At 70.4% G+C, this 15,491-nt stretch carries 12 protein-coding genes; 4 read left to right on the top strand and 8 right to left on the bottom strand.

The window, feature by feature from the left end:
* Positions 1-6: 6 nt before the first annotated feature.
* Entirely contained in the window at positions 7-1,389 is a 1,383-nt protein-coding gene (locus tag AC5Y5E_RS15490) for an FAD-dependent oxidoreductase (protein ID WP_499903945.1), read from the bottom strand.
* A 225-nt stretch (positions 1,390-1,614) separates the two neighbouring features.
* On the opposite strand from AC5Y5E_RS15490, the gene AC5Y5E_RS15485 reads away from it, so the two are divergent.
* Positions 1,615-4,227: a LuxR C-terminal-related transcriptional regulator gene (locus tag AC5Y5E_RS15485; protein ID WP_499903836.1), complete on the top strand. Its 2,613-nt coding sequence runs from the start codon at positions 1,615-1,617 to the stop codon at positions 4,225-4,227.
* A gap of 93 nt (positions 4,228-4,320) precedes the next feature.
* Here the strand turns inward: AC5Y5E_RS15485 and AC5Y5E_RS15480 are convergent, their stop codons facing one another.
* Positions 4,321-5,562: an SLC13 family permease gene (locus AC5Y5E_RS15480; RefSeq protein ID WP_499903835.1), complete on the bottom strand. Its 1,242-nt coding sequence runs from the start codon at positions 5,560-5,562 to the stop codon at positions 4,321-4,323.
* 143 nt (positions 5,563-5,705) lie between these two features.
* Here AC5Y5E_RS15480 and AC5Y5E_RS15475 point away from each other — a divergent pair, with 143 nt between their 5' ends.
* The gene (locus AC5Y5E_RS15475) at positions 5,706-6,941 is read left to right on the top strand and encodes an MFS transporter (RefSeq protein WP_499903834.1); all 1,236 of its coding nucleotides are present in this window, start codon (positions 5,706-5,708) and stop codon (positions 6,939-6,941) included.
* Positions 6,942-6,946: 5 nt separating this feature from the next.
* On the opposite strand, the gene AC5Y5E_RS15470 is transcribed toward AC5Y5E_RS15475, so the two are convergent.
* The 5 genes from AC5Y5E_RS15470 to AC5Y5E_RS15450 are packed head-to-tail and all read right to left on the bottom strand — an operon-like array spanning position 6,947 to position 11,265.
* Positions 6,947-7,867, bottom strand: coding sequence for an MBL fold metallo-hydrolase (locus tag AC5Y5E_RS15470; RefSeq protein ID WP_499903833.1), 921 nt, complete (start codon positions 7,865-7,867; stop codon positions 6,947-6,949).
* A complete protein-coding gene (locus AC5Y5E_RS15465; RefSeq protein ID WP_499903832.1) occupies positions 7,867-8,625 on the bottom strand; it encodes a LamB/YcsF family protein in 759 nt (252 codons plus the stop codon). The genes AC5Y5E_RS15470 and AC5Y5E_RS15465 overlap by 1 nt, the downstream gene beginning before the upstream one ends.
* 20 nt (positions 8,626-8,645) lie before the next feature.
* A complete protein-coding gene (locus tag AC5Y5E_RS15460) occupies positions 8,646-9,506 on the bottom strand; it encodes a metal ABC transporter permease (RefSeq protein ID WP_499903831.1) in 861 nt (286 codons plus the stop codon).
* Positions 9,503-10,327, bottom strand: coding sequence for a metal ABC transporter ATP-binding protein (locus AC5Y5E_RS15455; protein WP_499903830.1), 825 nt, complete (start codon positions 10,325-10,327; stop codon positions 9,503-9,505). The genes AC5Y5E_RS15460 and AC5Y5E_RS15455 overlap by 4 nt, the downstream gene beginning before the upstream one ends.
* 8 nt (positions 10,328-10,335) lie before the next feature.
* Entirely contained in the window at positions 10,336-11,265 is a 930-nt protein-coding gene (locus AC5Y5E_RS15450; protein ID WP_499903829.1) for a metal ABC transporter solute-binding protein, Zn/Mn family, read from the bottom strand.
* Positions 11,266-11,351: 86 nt separating this feature from the next.
* Here AC5Y5E_RS15450 and AC5Y5E_RS15445 point away from each other — a divergent pair, with 86 nt between their 5' ends.
* Positions 11,352-12,434, top strand: a complete 1,083-nt coding sequence (locus AC5Y5E_RS15445; RefSeq protein WP_499903828.1) for an Rv3575c family transcriptional regulator — start codon at positions 11,352-11,354, stop codon at positions 12,432-12,434.
* On the opposite strand, the gene kstR is transcribed toward AC5Y5E_RS15445, so the two are convergent.
* Positions 12,431-13,030, bottom strand: coding sequence for a cholesterol catabolism transcriptional regulator KstR (gene kstR, locus AC5Y5E_RS15440; RefSeq protein WP_499881787.1), 600 nt, complete (start codon positions 13,028-13,030; stop codon positions 12,431-12,433). The two genes, AC5Y5E_RS15445 and kstR, sit on opposite strands and share 4 nt — an antisense overlap.
* 280 nt (positions 13,031-13,310) lie before the next feature.
* On the opposite strand from kstR, the gene AC5Y5E_RS15435 reads away from it, so the two are divergent.
* The gene (locus AC5Y5E_RS15435; RefSeq protein WP_499903827.1) at positions 13,311-15,434 is read left to right on the top strand and encodes an acyl-CoA dehydrogenase family protein; all 2,124 of its coding nucleotides are present in this window, start codon (positions 13,311-13,313) and stop codon (positions 15,432-15,434) included.
* The last annotated feature ends 57 nt before the right edge of the window (positions 15,435-15,491 follow it).

The raw sequence follows: 15,491 nt of genomic DNA, 5'->3' as shown, positions 1-15,491 counted from the left end.
GGGCGCTCACCAGGAGATGATGCTGTAATCGGCCGCATCCGTCGGGCGCCCTTCGGCCCGAACGCTGACGGCGCCTCCCTGCTTTCCGATGCCGTCCGGGCGTTGGCGGCGCGCGCGGACCGCGCGCCAGATCATCCCGGGGCGCAGCAGCCGCGTCGCGGGGTCCACCAGCGAGGTCACCCTGACGAACTGGTCCACGACGGCGAGGTCGGATTCCGCCGCGGTGAGAACGCGATCCAGGTATCCGTTCAGCAGTCGCGCGGACAGCGGCGGGGTGCCCTCGATCTCGGGCAACGCAAGGTCCGGGTTGGTCGACAGTTGCCAGGCCTGGCGGATCGGCACCGCCGCCGCGCGGAAGAAACGCCACGCCAAGTCCGCTGTGCCGCTCGACAAGCAGTCGCGCAGCGCCAGCGCCTCGAGTGCGGCCACCGTCATGCCCTGGCCGTAGACCGGATTGAAGCTGCAGATCGCGTCGCCGGTGACCAGCAGGCCCTCGGGGAAGCGGCGCAATTTGTCGTAACGACGCCACTGACTGCACGGCATCTTGTGCCGCACCGGCTCGCCGATCGGTTCGGCGCGTCTCACCGCGTCGAGCAGGTGGGCGGGTGCGCAGTCGTCCACGAAGTCGCACATGGCGTCCAGGTCGCCGCCGGGCTCCTGACCGGCGATGCCGATCACGGTGAACATCCACGTGTCGTTCTCACAGTGGAGCAGCCCGACCCCTCTTGGCGTGCCCGGCACGATGCCGACGAGGAAGCCCAGCTCGCGCGGCGCGTCCGCCGCCATGCGCAGCAGCTGGCTCGCGTAGGTCAAATGCACCACCACCCGATCCTCGGGCGGGCGGTCGTATCCCAGGCCCTCCAGCCACCCCGGGGTGTGGGCGGCGCGCCCGGTGGCGTCGACCACCAAATCGGCCATCAGCACGGCGCATTCGCCGGTTCGGCGGCTGACAACCCGTGCGCCCGTGACGCGCCGGTGATCGGGTGTCGCGGTCAGCCCGACGATGTTGTGTTCGTCGCGCAGGGTCACGTTCGGGATGTCGCGGACCCGCCGGCGGACGTGACCCTCCACGAAGGGCCGCGTCGCGCAGTAGGCCGTGAACGAGGGGGCGGTGCCGTTCTGCGCCAACAGGTGCCCGCCCACGCTGTAGTGAAGCCGCGACAGGTCGTGCCCGTCGAAGTACTGCGCGCCGTCGAGCACCAACTCGTCGAGCACGCCGGGGAAGAATTCCTCGATCACCTGGGCGCCGCGGGGCAGCAGGGCGTGCAGGTGCCGGCCCTGCGGGACGCCCCGGCGGACATCGTCGGTGTCGGGCAGCGGGTCGCGTTCCACGACCGTCACCGTGTCGAAGAAACCGGCGAGCGAGCGTGCCGTCAACAGACCGGCCATGCTCGCTCCCAGCACCACCGCGTGCTCTCCGATTTTGGTCTTGAGGTTCGCCACAATCCACCGCCTTCGCCGAGCCGCCAACTGACGAAAGTGATGTTCACAGCAAACTTTGGGCGCCGATAGCGTAGTCGGCTACCCGACTTCGGTGCCGGCCTTGCGCGGCCGGCACCGAAACGCGGGTGAAATGGCCTGTTAGACGCGGATACAACCGGTTATAGTCGCCGAGTGATCAGCGCTAAACCGCTGACCGGGCGGGACGGCGAACTTGCTGTCGTCCGTCGCGCCCTGGGCGGCGCTGGCAACCACTCCGGCGTGGTGATCGCCGGAGCGGCCGGTGTGGGCAAAACCTGGCTGGCCCGCGAAGCGCTGCGGCGCGCCGAGGCGGCGGGTGAGCGCACGCAATGGATCGTCGGCACCGAATCCGCGCGTGCGCTGCCGCTGGGAGCGTTCATCGGCTTGCTGGGCGAGGCGATGTCGGATCCGCTGGCCAACGTGCGGCGCGTGATCAATTCCTTTGTCGCACAACAGCGGCGCGGCCGCGTGGTGGTCGGGGTTGACGACGCGCACCTGCTGGACGGCCTGTCCGCGCTCGTCGTACACGAGCTGGCCCGGTCGGGCGGGGTGCGGCTGGTGATGACCATCCGCACCGGCAGTGAGGAACCCGACGCGGTGACGGCCTTGTGGAAGGAGGGGTTGCTGGCTCGCCTTGATCTCGAACCGCTTTCGGCCGCGGCCACGCGCGAGGCGATCGAGAGCACGCTGGGCGGTCCCATCGACGCGCGTTGCGCGGCCCGGTTCCGAAAGCTGACCGGCGGAAACACGCTGTTCCTGCGCCAGTTGCTTGCCGATCAGGTGGCGGCGGGGCAGATGCGGGAAGTCGCGGGGGTGTGGATGTGGGACGGCGACGTCGCGGTGTCGCCGAGCCTGTCCGACACGGTGGGCCGCCAGCTGGGCAGGCTCAGCCCGAAGCTGGCGCTGGTGATCGACATGCTGTCGCAGTGCGAGCCACTCGCCGTCGACGTGCTGTGTGACTTGGTGCCCCGCCGCGACCTGGCGGTCGCCGAAAGCATGGGCCTGGTAAGCGTCGAGCGCACCGCCGGCGGGTTGATGGCCCGGCTGGCGCACCCGCTGTTCGGTGAGCTTCGCCGCGCGAGCGCCGGTGAGATGTATTTGTCGTCGATCCGGGGCAAGCTGGCCAGCCGGTTGGCTAAAAGTGTCGACACCGACATGCAGGCCACCGTTCGCCGGGCACTGTTGCGGCTTGAATCGGACCTCGACCCCGAACCCGAGCTCTATCTGGAATCGGCGCGCCACGCCATGACGCTGCTCGATCTGGACCTGGCCGACCGGTTCGCGACCGCCGCCGCGCGGGTGGGGGCACCGGGGGCGGCCGGGGTTCGGGCGATGAACCTGGTGCTGCTCGGACGCGGCGATCAGGCGGAGGTCGCGCTGCGTGAAATGGTCGACGGGCCCGATGGTCATCACTGGGCGACGATACGGGCGATCAACCTGATGTGGATCCTCGGCGAGCCCGCCGCCGCGTCGGCGATTCTCGATGACCTCGCCGGCCGCCCGGAGACCGAGGCGCAGGTGGCCGAGCGCGTGGCGGCGCAGGCCTGCCTGGACGCGATATCGGCGCGCTGCGAGTCGGCGGCCGAAGGGGCACGGGTTGCCCTGGCTTTCGGCGCCCTGCCGGATCTGCACGCCCTGCTGGCCTCGCTCGCGTTGATCATGGCGATGGGGGCGCGGGGTGAGGTCGACGATCTCGCCGCCGTCGCCGAGCAGGCGCTGCGGCGCGCGACCACGTCGTTTCAGGCGTCGCCGCTGCGGTTCTGGTTCGGCGCCGTGTACGGACGGGCCTGCCGGCTGACCGGACGCATCGACGAATTCGTCGGCACGGCCCGGCAATTGGCCGACTCGGCCCGCGACGTTCCCGGCCTGGCCTACGCGAACCTAGCCCTCCTGATCGGCAACGCCGACCTGGCCCGCGGCGCCGTCACCGACGCGGTCCGGCTGTTACACGAAGCGGTTGCGGGAGTCCAAATACATGCCGTCACAACGGGTTTGCGCGCGGCGAGCTACTTCGCGCTGGCCGAGGCGCACGCCAAGCTCGGCCAGGCCGGTGAAGCGAACGACGCGGCGGCCGGGGCGCGCTCGGCGGTGCCGGCCGACTACCTGTTCATGCACACCGGCCTGTCGCTGGCCGGCGGGTGGGCGTTGGCGGCAAGCGGCCGCCTGAGTGAGGCCGTCGCCGGCGCACAGGAAGCGGCACAACTCGCCCGCCAGCGCGGCCAGCCCACGCACGAGTTGGCGTGCATACAGGCCGCGGCGCAGTGGGGCGACGCGTCCGGGGCGGCCCGCGCCCGGGAGTTGGCCGAGGCGCTGTCGCTGCCGCTGGCCGACGCGGTTGAGTTGCACGCCAAGGCCCTGCTCGGCGGGGACGGCGAAGGTCTGCTGGCGGCCTCGGCGGCCTACCGCGGCATCGGTGACAAGGCCGCGGCCGCCGACGCGGCGGCGCAGGCGTCCGTCGCGTTCGCCGCAGGCCAGCAGCACAAGCGCGCGCTCTATGCCGCGGCGGTGGCGAGGGAACTGGCCGACGAATGCGGCGGTCTTTGCACACCGGCCCTGCGCACCCCGGAGGGGCTCAAGTTGTCGGGGCGCCAGCGCGATGTCGTCGAACTCGTCGTCGCCGGTCTGTCCAACCGCCAGATCGCCGAGAAGCTGGTCATGTCGGTGCGCACCGTGGAGGGCCACATCTACCGGGCCTGCCAGCGGGTGGGGGCGCAATCCCGCGAGGAGCTCGCCTCGATCGTGCGATCGGGACCGGCCGGCGGTTAGAACCGCGAGCTGGGGGCACCTCCCGCTTGCGGGGGAACACAAAATCGCATGAATTAGTCCCACTTTGTGCGATTCTGCGTCTGCTCGCGCCAACTATGCGCCCACCAGCCGCACCGAGGCCCACAGCGCGACTACCGCGACCACTAGGGCCGCCGGAACCGTGCACAGCCCGAGGAGGGTGTACTCGCCGACGCCGGCGTCGACGTCGTGCCGGCGAAGCACGCGGCGCCACAACAGGTTTGACAGCGACCCCACGTACGTCAGGTTGGGGCCGACGTTCACCCCGATCAGCACCGCCAGAATCGCCACCGGACCGCCGTTCGCCACGAGCGGCAGCAGCACCAGCGTCGCGGGCAGGTTGTTGACGACGTTGGCCAGCACGGCGGCTATCGCGGCGATCGCGAGCAGAGCGAGCAGTCCCGAACCGGACGGCAGTACGGCGGTCATGGCCCTGTCCATGCCGTTGAGCATGACCGCCCGCACCACGACGCCCAGCGCCAGCACGAACACCAGGAACGAGACGTGCGCCGAGCGCGCGATCTCGGCCACGGAGGTGTGCCGACGGCTCAGGCTGCGCACGGCCAGCACCGCGGCGCCGGCGAGCGCCACCCACGCCGGGGCGACCCCGACGGACTGGCCGACCGCGAAACCGGCCAGGGTCAGCCCCACGACCACCAGCACGAACACCGGTGGCCGCGGCGCCGGGCCGACTTCCTCGGCGGCGGGCTGGACGCGCAGGTCGCCGGCGAAAAACCAGCGAAACACCGCGTAGATCACCGCCACCGCGCCCAGCCACGGGAGCGCCATCAGCGCGGTGAACCTGGTGAACGACACGTTGGCGGTGTGAAACGCCAGCAGGTTGGTCAGGTTCGACACCGGCAGCAGCAGCGAGGCGCCGTTGGCGAGGTGGGCGGTGGCGTAGGCGTAGGGCCGCGGCGGGGTGCGCAGCCGGCGGACAGCGGCCAGGACCACCGGTGTCAGCAGCACCACCGCGGCGTCCAGGCTCAGCACGGCGGTGATCAGCGAGGCGACGACGAACACCCGCCGCAGCAGGCCGCCCGACGAGACGCGCCCCCGCGAAATCGCGGCCCCCGCCGCCTCGAACAGCCCCTCGTCGTCGCACAGCTTGGCCAGCACCAGGACCGCGCCCAGGAAGGCGACCACTCCCGACAGCCCGGCCACCTCCTGGGCCGCCTGACGCACCGAGATCGCGCCGACCGCGATCACGATGAGCGCCGCCGGAACCGCCGCCACCGCCTCCGGCAAACCCCTCGGGCGGGCAACCGCGAACACCAGCACGACAGCGAGCAGCAGGAGGCCGAAGGCCAGGGCCATGGCTCAGGCCGCTCCTAACGTTGAATGTGGTGACAACAAAACACGATCACGGATCAAGCGACGGATATTACCTGCTGTAGCGGATTGCGGTGCGGCAGCATCGACTTCGCCTGGCGGCAACGTTTCGATTAGCCTTCGGATCGATGACGGAGCCAATTGCCGCGGAGGCGCTTCCGCGACGAACGGCGCACGCGCTCGACCTGATGGCCTTCTCGTTGGCCGATGTCCGCGACGGACTGGGTCCGTATCTATCGGTATACCTGCTGCTGACGCATCACTGGGATCAGGCGTCGATCGGGTTCGTCATGGCCGTCGGCGGTATCGCCGGGGTGGTGGCGCAGACACCCGTCGGGGCACTGGTCGACAAGACGACCGCGAAGCGAGCGCTGGTGATCGCCGGCGCGGTCGGGGTCGCCGCCGCCGCGCTGGCGATGCCGCTGCTGCCCGGCTTCTACACGATCTCGTTCCTGCAAGCCGTCACCGGGATCGCGGGCTCGATCTTCAATCCCGCCTTGGCCGCGATCACGCTGGGGATCGTCGGGCCGCGGCTGTTCTCCCGGCGGATCGGACGCAACGAATCGTTCCGGCATGCCGGCACGGCGTCGGCCGCCGGCGTCGCCGGCGGGCTCGCCTACTTTTTCGGCCCGGTGGTGGTCTTCTGGCTGCTGGCGGTCATGGCCGCGATCAGCGTCGTCGCAACGCTGCGCGTCCCGCGCGACGCCATCGACGACGACATGGCCCGTGGCATGGACAAGGCGGTGGGTGAACGGCACGGGCAACCGTCCGGATTCGCGGTGCTGCTGCACAATCGACCACTGCTGATCTTCGCGGTCGTGGTCTTCGCCTTCCACTTTGCGAACGCCGCGATGCTGCCGCTTGTCGGTCAGGAGTTGGCCCTGCACAACAAAGCGGTCGGGACGGCGCTGATGTCGGCATGCATAGTCGCGGCGCAGGTCGTCATGGTGCCCGTGGCATACGTCGTCGGCGCCAAGGCGGACAGCTGGGGCCGAAAGCCGATCTTCCTCGTCGGCTTCGCCGTATTGACCGTCCGCGCGTTTCTCTACCCGCTGTGGGACAACTCGTACTGGCTCGTCGGTGTTCAGCTGTTAGACGGCGTCGGGGCCGGAATCTTCGGGGCGTTGTTCCCACTCGTGGTGCAGGATCTCACGCACGGAACGGGTCGCTTCAACGTCAGCCTGGGCGCGATCACCACCGCGTGGGGCGTGGGCGCGTCGTTGTCCAACTTCGCCGCCGGCGGGATCGTCGTCGCGGCGGGTTACGGGGTCGCGTTCATGTCGCTCGGCGCCATCGCCGCGATCGGCTTTGCGCTCTACCTGACGGCGATGCCGGAAACGGCTCCGACCGCCCGAGCGGGGTAACTTCTTTATCCCCAGGGGTTTTCGCGCCGCCACACCGTCGGCATGTGCAAGGCGACGCCGTCGTGCGCGGCGAGCTCGTCCAGCACACGGATCGACACGTCCAGGTCGTCGCCCGCATACGGCAAGGCGCGCAAGGGCTTTGACAGCGGGCTGAAGAAGTCGTCCCAATGGATCAAGACCACCCGGCGTGCCCCCACGGCGCGCACGGTCTCGGCCCAGTATTCGAGGATGTAGGACCGCGGCCGCAGGCCGAGCTGTCCGACGGACAGGTACACCGCGTCCGCACGCCGCCCGTCGAGCGCGCCCTTGACGAAACCCGCGCTGCCCTGGATCAGCAGCCGGCGGTCTGACGGCCGATGGTGCACCAGCGCCGACCACGCCTCACCGCAGCGGTAGGCCGACGCCCGCACCGGCGGGGTCAGCGGCGCGTCGATCGTCCCGGGGAACCGGTCCGGCGGGCAGTGGTGCGATTCCACCAGCGTTACGTCGAAGGCGCCCAGATGAATTGGCTCACCCGACGTCGCGACGACGATGCGGTCGTCGGGCAGCCCGTATCCGCGCCCGACGTTGGCGGCCGACTGGCCGCCGATCAGCCGCGCGCCGGTGCGGTCGGCGACCAGCGCGGAGTCCAGCGCGTGGTCGATGTGGGTGTGCACCGGGATCACGGCCTCCAGCCGGGACACCTTGGCGCGGGCCAGGCAGCCGTCCACGCGGGCCGGTGACGGCGACACCTTGCCGGCGGCCACCCGCGCCAGGCTTGGGCGCGAGAAGTAGCCGTCGGTCATCAGCGCGGACGACCCGTCGTCGAGCAGCAACGTCGCCACCCCCATCCAGGTCGCCGACAGCGGCGCGTCGGGTGCCGCGGTGGGCACGTCGAAGCGGTCCGCGTAGTGCGCCAGATCGGGGCGGCCGAGTTTGGCGCGCATCAGCAGAACGCCCGCAGCTCGATACCGGCGGCCGTCAGCCGATCGCGCACCGCAGTCGCGATACTTACCGCATCCGGCGAATCGCCGTGCACGCAAACCGATTCCACGCCGACGGCGATTTGCGTGCCGTCGGTCGTGGTGACCCGCCCCGAGGTCACCATGGTCAGCACGCGCTCGGCGATCGCCGCCGGGTCGTGCAGCACCGCGCCGGGTTCGCGTCGTGAGACCAGCTGGCCGTCGGGCCGGTAGGCGCGGTCGGCGAATGCCTCTGCCACCGCACGCAGGCCGATCCGGTCGGCCTCCTCGAAAAACGCCGAACCCGCCATCCCCAGCACCGGCAGCGCCGGGTCCACCAGGCTCACCGCCGCCACGACCGCGGCCGCGTGTTCCCGGTGGGTCACGATCGTGTTGTACAGCGCCCCATGGGGTTTGACATAGGACACCGCAGAGCCGGACGCCCGCGTGATCGCCTGCAACGCGCCGATCTGATACACCACGTCGGCGACCAGGTCCTCGGGCGCGACGTCGATGAAACGCCTGCCGAACCCGGCCAGGTCGCGGTAGCTCACCTGGGCGCCGATGCGCACGCCGCGCTCGGCGGCCGACCGGCAGACCCGCAGCAGGCCGGCGGGGTCGCCCGCGTGGAATCCGCACGCCACGTTGGCGCTGCTGACGATCCCGAGCATGGCGTCGTCGTCGCCCAGGCGCCAGACGCCAAAGCCCTCGCCCAGGTCGGCGTTGAGGTCGATATCGGCCATCCGCCCAGCTTATTCCGACGCTAGGCGGCGACCTCGCGACGTCGCCCGAGGAACCAACAAACCAGGTAAATGACAAAGGAAATCGTCGCGACGAACACCGACACCGGAACACCGGGTGCCAGCGACAGCACGATGCCCCCCACCGCGGCGACTTCGGCGAAGGCCACCGAGGCAACGATCGCCGCCGCGGGCGACGAGATCACCCGGGCCGCCGCGGCCGCCGGCGTGATCAGCAACGACATCACCAGCAGCGCCCCGACGATCTGCACGGCCTGGGCGGCCACCACGCCCACCAGTGCGGCGAACACGATGCCCAGCACGCGGACCGGGACACCGCGCGCGGCCGCGACCTCGGGGTCGACGGTGGCGAACAACAGCGGGCGATAACACGTGACCAGGACGGCGATCACCAGCAGGCAAACCAGCGCCAACATCGTCAGGCCGGTATAGCCGACACCGACGATCTGACCCGTCAGCAGCGCGAACGCGGTCCCCGTCCGTCCCGGGTAGAGGTGAATGAACAGCACCGCCAACCCCATCCCGAAAGCCAGGACTACGCCGATCACCGTGTCGCGCTCCCGGGCCCGTTGGCCGAGGACGCCGAAGAGCGCCGCCGCCAGGGCGCTGCCGATCAACGCCCCCGCGCCCACCTCGAACCCCACCAACAACGCGAAAGCCGCTCCCGTCAAAGATAATTCGCTGGACCCGTGCACGGCGAACGACATCTGGCGCATCACGATGAACGGCCCGATCAGGCCGGCCACCAGCCCCAGCAGCGCGCCCGCCGCCAGCGCCTGCTGGACGAAGTCGTGGCGGAGCAGGTCGGCGGTGAGGTCAAAGGAGAACAGGTGGTGCAGCATGTCGGCGAGCCGGCGGTTCATCCAACGCACCCGTCATCCGGCTCGCCGACGACCACGTAGCCGTCGCGCACCTTCACCACCTGTATGTCGGCGCGGTACAGCGCCGAGAGCGTCTGGCTGGACATCACCTGCTCGACGGTCCCGACCTCGAAGCGGCCGTCGACGAGATAGAGCACCCGGTCCACGTACGGCAGGATCGTGTTGATCTCGTGGGTGACGACGATGACGGTGGTTCCGGCGTCGCGGCGCCGCCGGTCGATCAGCGCCGACACCAGCTTGGCGTTCGCCGGGTCCAGGGTCAGCAGCGGCTCGTCGCACAACAACAGCATCGGGTCACTGACCAGCGACTGGGCAATGCGCACCCGCTGCAACTCGCCGCCCGACATGACGCCGACCCGAACGTCGGCCAGGTGTTCGGCGTTGACCTGGCGCAGCGCCTCGGACACGGCGGCGCGGAGGCGGGCCCGTCCGGATGATCGCAGCGGCGCGGCGCCCCAGCGTCGTCCGTCGATGCCCAGCCGAACAAGGTCGCGGCCGCGCAGCATCACCTCGCGGTCGATCGGGCGGTGTTGCGGGACGTAGCCGATGCTGCCGCTGCCGGAGGTGATCGGCCGGCCGTCGACCAACGCGACGCCACCGCTCAGGGGCAGCTGCCCGAGCAGGACCTTGAGCAACGACGTCTTGCCGCTGCCGTTCGGGCCCAGCACGGCGATGAACTCGCCGGGCCGCACCGACAGGTCGAGGTGGTCCCACAGGACGCGGTCGCCGAACGCCAGCCGCGCGCCGGAAAGCGAGACGCTGTGGGCATGGCCGTCGACGGCGCGGACCGCTTCGACTGTCACGGCCGCGCCTATCGGCTCGACCGCAGCGCGGTCAGCAGCTGGTTGACGGTGTTGCGCTGCCAGGTGAGGTAGTCGATGCCGTCGGGCAGCGTCTCGCGCACCTCGGTGACCGGCACCCCCGCGCGCCGGGCGGCATCCTCCAGGCCGCTCACCGCGGAGCTGGACGTCTGCGGGTTGATCAGCAGCGCGGAGACCTGCCGGCGCTTGATCATGTCGAGCACCTTCGCCATGTCGGCCGGCGACGGATCGGTCTCGTTCTCGCTGGCGGCGGCGAACGTGGCCGGGGCGCGATTCACCAGGCCCGACGCGGCCAGCAGGTAGTCCACGTCGGGCTCGGTCGCGATGACTCCGGCGTCGGGATACGCGCCGGCGATGGCGTGCTCGGAGACCTCGATCGCGTCGGCGGCGCGGCCGAACGCGGCGGCGTTGGCCCGATAGTCGGCGGCGTTGGCCGGGTCGATGACCGCCATCCGGTCGGCGATCGAGGAGGCCACCGACTTGGCGACGCCCAGGTCGTAAAAGACGTGCTCGTTCGGCGGCTCCCCGCTGCCGGCCGGGACGAACGAATAGGCGTCGACCGACTTGATGCGCGGATGCCCGGTGAGGACCTGGTCCACCCAGGGGTCGTAGCCGCCGCCGTTGTAGACGACCAGGGCGGCGTCGGTGATCGCGGCGGCGTCCGACGGGCTGGCCGCATACGAGTGCGGGTCGGTATCGGAGCCGGTCAGGATGGACTTGACGGCGACGTGGCGGCCAGTGACGGCGCTGGCCACGCTGCCCCACACGTCGGTGGACGCGACCACGGTTGCCGCCTGCGGGCGCGCCGGACCGGCGCAGCCGGTGAGCGCGATCAAGCCGGCCACGGCAATCAGGGCGGCCGAACGCCGACGCGCCATACTGCCTGCCATTTCGTCCTCTTCCGCCCGCGCCCGACCCATAATACTAATGAAAATCGTTTCCATTAGAAAGTGGCGCGGCGGCTCCTCGGGCGCCCCACCGGCGACCCGCTGTAGCGTCACCGAACGTGAGGAGTCCCGCACCGCGCCGGCGTGCGACTCTGGCGTCGTTGGCGGACGAACTGAAGGTTTCGCGCACCACGATCTCGAATGCCTTCAACCGGCCGGATCAGCTTTCCGCCGACCTACGCGAACGGGTGCTCGCGACGGCGAAGCGGCTGGGGTATGCGGGACCCGACCCGGTGGCGCGATCACTGCGGACCCGCAAGGCCGGCGCGGTGGGTTTGGTGATGGCCGAACCGCTGACTTATTTCTTTTCCGACGCGGCGGCGCGGGATTTCGTTGCCGGGGTGGCGCAGTCGTGCGAGGAGCTCGGGCAGGGGTTGCTGCTGGTCGCCGTCGGCGCGAGCCGCAGCCTCGAGGACGGAACGGCCGCGGTGCTCGGTGCCGGGGTCGACGGCTTCGTGGTGTATTCGGCCTGCAACGACGACCCCTACCTGGAGGTGGTGCTGCAACGGCGCCTGCCCGTCGTGGTGGTCGACCAGCCCAAGGGCCTGGCGGGAGTGTCCCGGGTAGGCATCGACGACCGGGCGGCGATGCGCGAGCTTGCCGACTACGTGCTCGGGCTCGGGCACCGTGAGATCGGTTTGCTCACCATGCGGCTGGGCCGGGACCGACGGCAGGGCCTGGTGGACGCCGACCGGTTGCGGTCGCCGGCGTTCGACGTGCAACGCGAACGCATCGTCGGCGTGTGGGAGGCGATGACGGCCGCCGGCGTCGACCCAGATTCGCTGATCGTCGTGGAAAGCTACGAGCACCTACCCGAATCGGGCGGCGCCGCCGCCAGGGCCGCGCTGGAAGCCAATCCGCGGATCACCGCGCTGATGTGCACCGCGGACATCCTGGCCCTGTCGGCAATGGATTACCTTCGCGCGCATGGCATTTACGTGCCGGGTCAGATGACCGTCACCGGGTTCGACGGCGTGCCCGACGCGATCGGCCGCGGATTGACCACGGTGGCGCAGCCCAGCCTGCAGAAGGGCCATCGGGCGGGCGAACTGCTGCTGAGGCCGCCCCGGACGGGCCTGCCCGTCGTCGAACTGCTGGACACCGAGCTGATCCGGGGCCGCACCGCCGGGCCGCCGGCTTAGCCGGGCTGGTGTTCGCCGAGCAATAACCGCACGGCCAGGTCGAGCCGTTTGCTGACGTCGGTTGCCGAGGCGCGGCGGGTGAGCCAGGCGAGCAGGTTCGATAGCCACACGTCCGAGATCACCCGGGCGATGTGGTACTGGTCCTCGGTCGGTTCGCCGTCGCTCATCGCGCGCGCGAACATGCTGTCGATGAGCTTCTCGACCTGGTCGACCTCGCTGGCCGCCGAGGCGTCGGCGAAGACGTAGGCGCGCGTCATGGCCTCGGTGAGCAGCGGGTTGCGTTGCATCGCGCGGTTGAGCTTGCCGACCATGAAGTTCAGCCGCTGAAACGGGGTGCCGCCGGCGACCGCGGAGCGGTCGGTTTTTGCGTCGATCCGGCCGAACTCCCGACCCAGTGCCGACACCAGCAAATGCACCTTCGACGGGAAATACCGGTACAGCGTTCCGACGGCCACGTCGGCCCGGTCGGCCACGGCGCGCATCTGGACCGCCTCGTAGCCGCCCTTGGACGCGATGGCCATGGTGGCGTCCAGGATGCGCTTGCGGCGTTCGCGCTGCGCCTCCGACCCGAGCTCGGACTCCGCCAGGACCGCCACGTTCATGACCTCGCGCGGCTGCGAGTCAGGAACGTCGGCCGAGTCTGGGTTCGCTGACGACATTTGAGGGCGCGCTCCTTATTCGGGTGGCTCGTCCGCAAACGATACGCATGCTGGGCGTAAATTTCCCACCTCCCCGCAGCAAGGACAACCACGTGTACTGCTGTAATGGCGTTCGACTTGACGCTCGATCGCTGGCACTATTAGAACACGTTCTAGTGGGCTTTCAAGTAGACAGAGTGGCCCTTCATCCCGAACCAAGCGCGCGGAGGACCAAAGGGTGGTAGCGACCGTCACCGACGAACAGTTCGCCGCACGTGCGCTGGTGCGCGACTGGGCGCGCAATTCGACGTCGGGACCGGGCGGCACGGCGGCGATCCGCGACGTCGAACAGGGCAACCCCGACGCGTGGCGGCCGGTCTTCGCCGGCCTGGCCGACCTGGGGCTGTTCGGGGTCGCGATTCCGGAGGAGCGCGGCGGCGCAGGCGGCAGCATCGAGGACCTGTGCGCGATGGTCGAGGAAGCGGCCAAGGCGCTGGTCGCCGGGCCGGTCGCGACCACGGCCCTGGCCACCCTGGTCGTCGAGGACCAAGAAGTGCTGGACGCGCTGGCCGCGGGCGAACGCTTCGCCGCGGTCGCGCTGCACGGTGACGTGCGGTTCGACGGCGCGACGTCGCGGGCCTCGGGCATCCTGCCGTGGGCGCTGGGCGCCGCGGAAGGCGCCGTCATCGTCCTGCCCGCCGACGGGACGTGGCTGCTCGTCGACACCGGCGGCGAGGGCGTACAGCTCGAACCGCTGCCGGCCACCGACTTCTCCGTCCCGCTGGCCCGGGTGGTGCTGACGTCGGCGCCGGCCACGGTCATCGCGGAGGCGGGTCGGCGGGTCGAGGAACTGGCCGCGACCGTTCTGGCCGCCGAGGCCGCCGGGGTCACCCGATGGTCGCTGGACACCGCGGTCGCCTACGCCAAGGTGCGCGAGCAGTTCGGCAAGCCGATCGGCAGCTTCCAGGCCGTCAAGCACCTCTGCGCCGAGATGCTGTGCCGCGCCGAGCAGGCCGAGGTCGCGGCCGCCGACGCGGCCCGGGCCGCGGCGGAGTCCGATGCGGACCAGTTCTCGATCGCGGCGGCGCTGGCCGCGAGCACGTGCATCGCCGCCGCGAAGGCCAACGTCAAGGACTGCATCCAGGTGCTCGGCGGCATCGGCTGCACCTGGGAGCACGACGCACACCTGTATCTGCGCCGTGCGCACGCCATCGGGCGGTTCCTCGGCGCGGCCGAGCGCTGGCTGCGGCGCATCACCGAGCTGACCCAGGACGGCGTGCGGCGCCGGCTGGGTATCGACCTCAGCGACGTCGAGGACCAGCGGGCCGAGATCGCCGCCGCCGTCGCCGAGGTCGCCGCGCTACCGGAAGAACAGCGCCAGGTCGCTTTGGCTGAGGCCGGACTGCAGGCGCCGCACTGGCCGCCGCCCTACGGGCGCGGCGCCTCACCGGCCGAGCAGCTTTTGATCGACCAGGAGATGGCGGCGGCCGGGGTGGTGCGCCCCGACCTGGTGATCGGCTGGTGGGCGGCGCCGACCATCCTCGAGCACGGCACGCCCGAACAGATCGCACAGTTCGTGCCGGCCACGCTGCGCGGCGAATTCCTTTGGTGCCAACTATTTTCCGAGCCGGGGGCCGGCTCGGACCTGGCGTCGCTGCGCACCAAAGCGGTGCGGGGCGAGGGCGGCTGGCTGCTCACCGGGCAGAAGGTGTGGACGTCCGCCGCGCACAAGGCGCGGTGGGGTGTGTGCCTGGCGCGCACCGATCCCGACGCCCCGAAACACAAGGGCATCACCTACTTCCTGGTGGACATGAAATCGCCCGGCATCGAGATTCGGCCGCTGCGCGAGATCACCGGCAACGCGTTGTTCAACGAGGTCTTCCTGGACAGCGTGTTCGTGCCCGACGAGATGGTCGTCGGCACGGTCAACGACGGCTGGCGGCTGGCCCGCACCACGCTGGCCAACGAGCGGATCGCGATGGCCTCCGGGACTGCGCTGGGCAACCCGATGGAAGAGCTGCTCGAGGCGCTGGCGGAGCTGGACCTCGACGTTTCCCAGCAGGACCGGCTGGGCCGGTTGATCGTCACCGCCCAAACGGGCGCGCTGCTGGACCAGCGCATCGCCCAGCTCGCGGTGGGCGGCCAGGACCCCGGCGCGCAGTCCAGCGTGCGCAAGCTCATCGGCGTCCGCTACCGGCAGGCGTTGGCCGAATACGCGATGGACGTCGCCGAGGGCGGCGGCCTCATCCGCAACCAAGCGGTCTTCGACTTCCTCAACACCCGCTGCCTCACCATCGCCGGCGGCACCGAGCAGATCCTGCTCACCGTCGCCGCGGAGCGGCTGCTCGGCCTGCCCCGCTAGTCCTCCGCGGCGGACACCCGGCCGGCCGCCGGTGCCCATCACGTCGCCGTGAGTCGG

This window comes from Mycobacterium sp. NGS54, from assembly GCF_059812465.1.
The sequence above is the reverse complement of the archived record's forward strand: the minus strand, read 5'-3'. Positions and strand labels throughout refer to the sequence as shown.

Bases quoted from the DNA above. Each gene is read 5' to 3' on its own strand.
- AC5Y5E_RS15465 (WP_499903832.1), bottom strand. From the start codon at position 8,625: ATGGCCGATATCGACCTCAACGCCGACCTGGGCGAGGGCTTTGGCGTC.
- AC5Y5E_RS15460 (WP_499903831.1), bottom strand. From the start codon at position 9,506: ATGAACCGCCGGCTCGCCGACATGCTGCACCACCTGTTCTCCTTTGAC.
- AC5Y5E_RS15475 (WP_499903834.1), top strand. From the start codon at position 5,706: ATGACGGAGCCAATTGCCGCGGAGGCGCTTCCGCGACGAACGGCGCAC.
- AC5Y5E_RS15470 (WP_499903833.1), bottom strand. From the start codon at position 7,867: ATGCGCGCCAAACTCGGCCGCCCCGATCTGGCGCACTACGCGGACCGC.
- AC5Y5E_RS15450 (WP_499903829.1), bottom strand. From the start codon at position 11,265: ATGGGTCGGGCGCGGGCGGAAGAGGACGAAATGGCAGGCAGTATGGCG.
- AC5Y5E_RS15490 (WP_499903945.1), bottom strand. From the start codon at position 1,389: ATGGCCGGTCTGTTGACGGCACGCTCGCTCGCCGGTTTCTTCGACACG.
- AC5Y5E_RS15480 (WP_499903835.1), bottom strand. From the start codon at position 5,562: ATGGCCCTGGCCTTCGGCCTCCTGCTGCTCGCTGTCGTGCTGGTGTTC.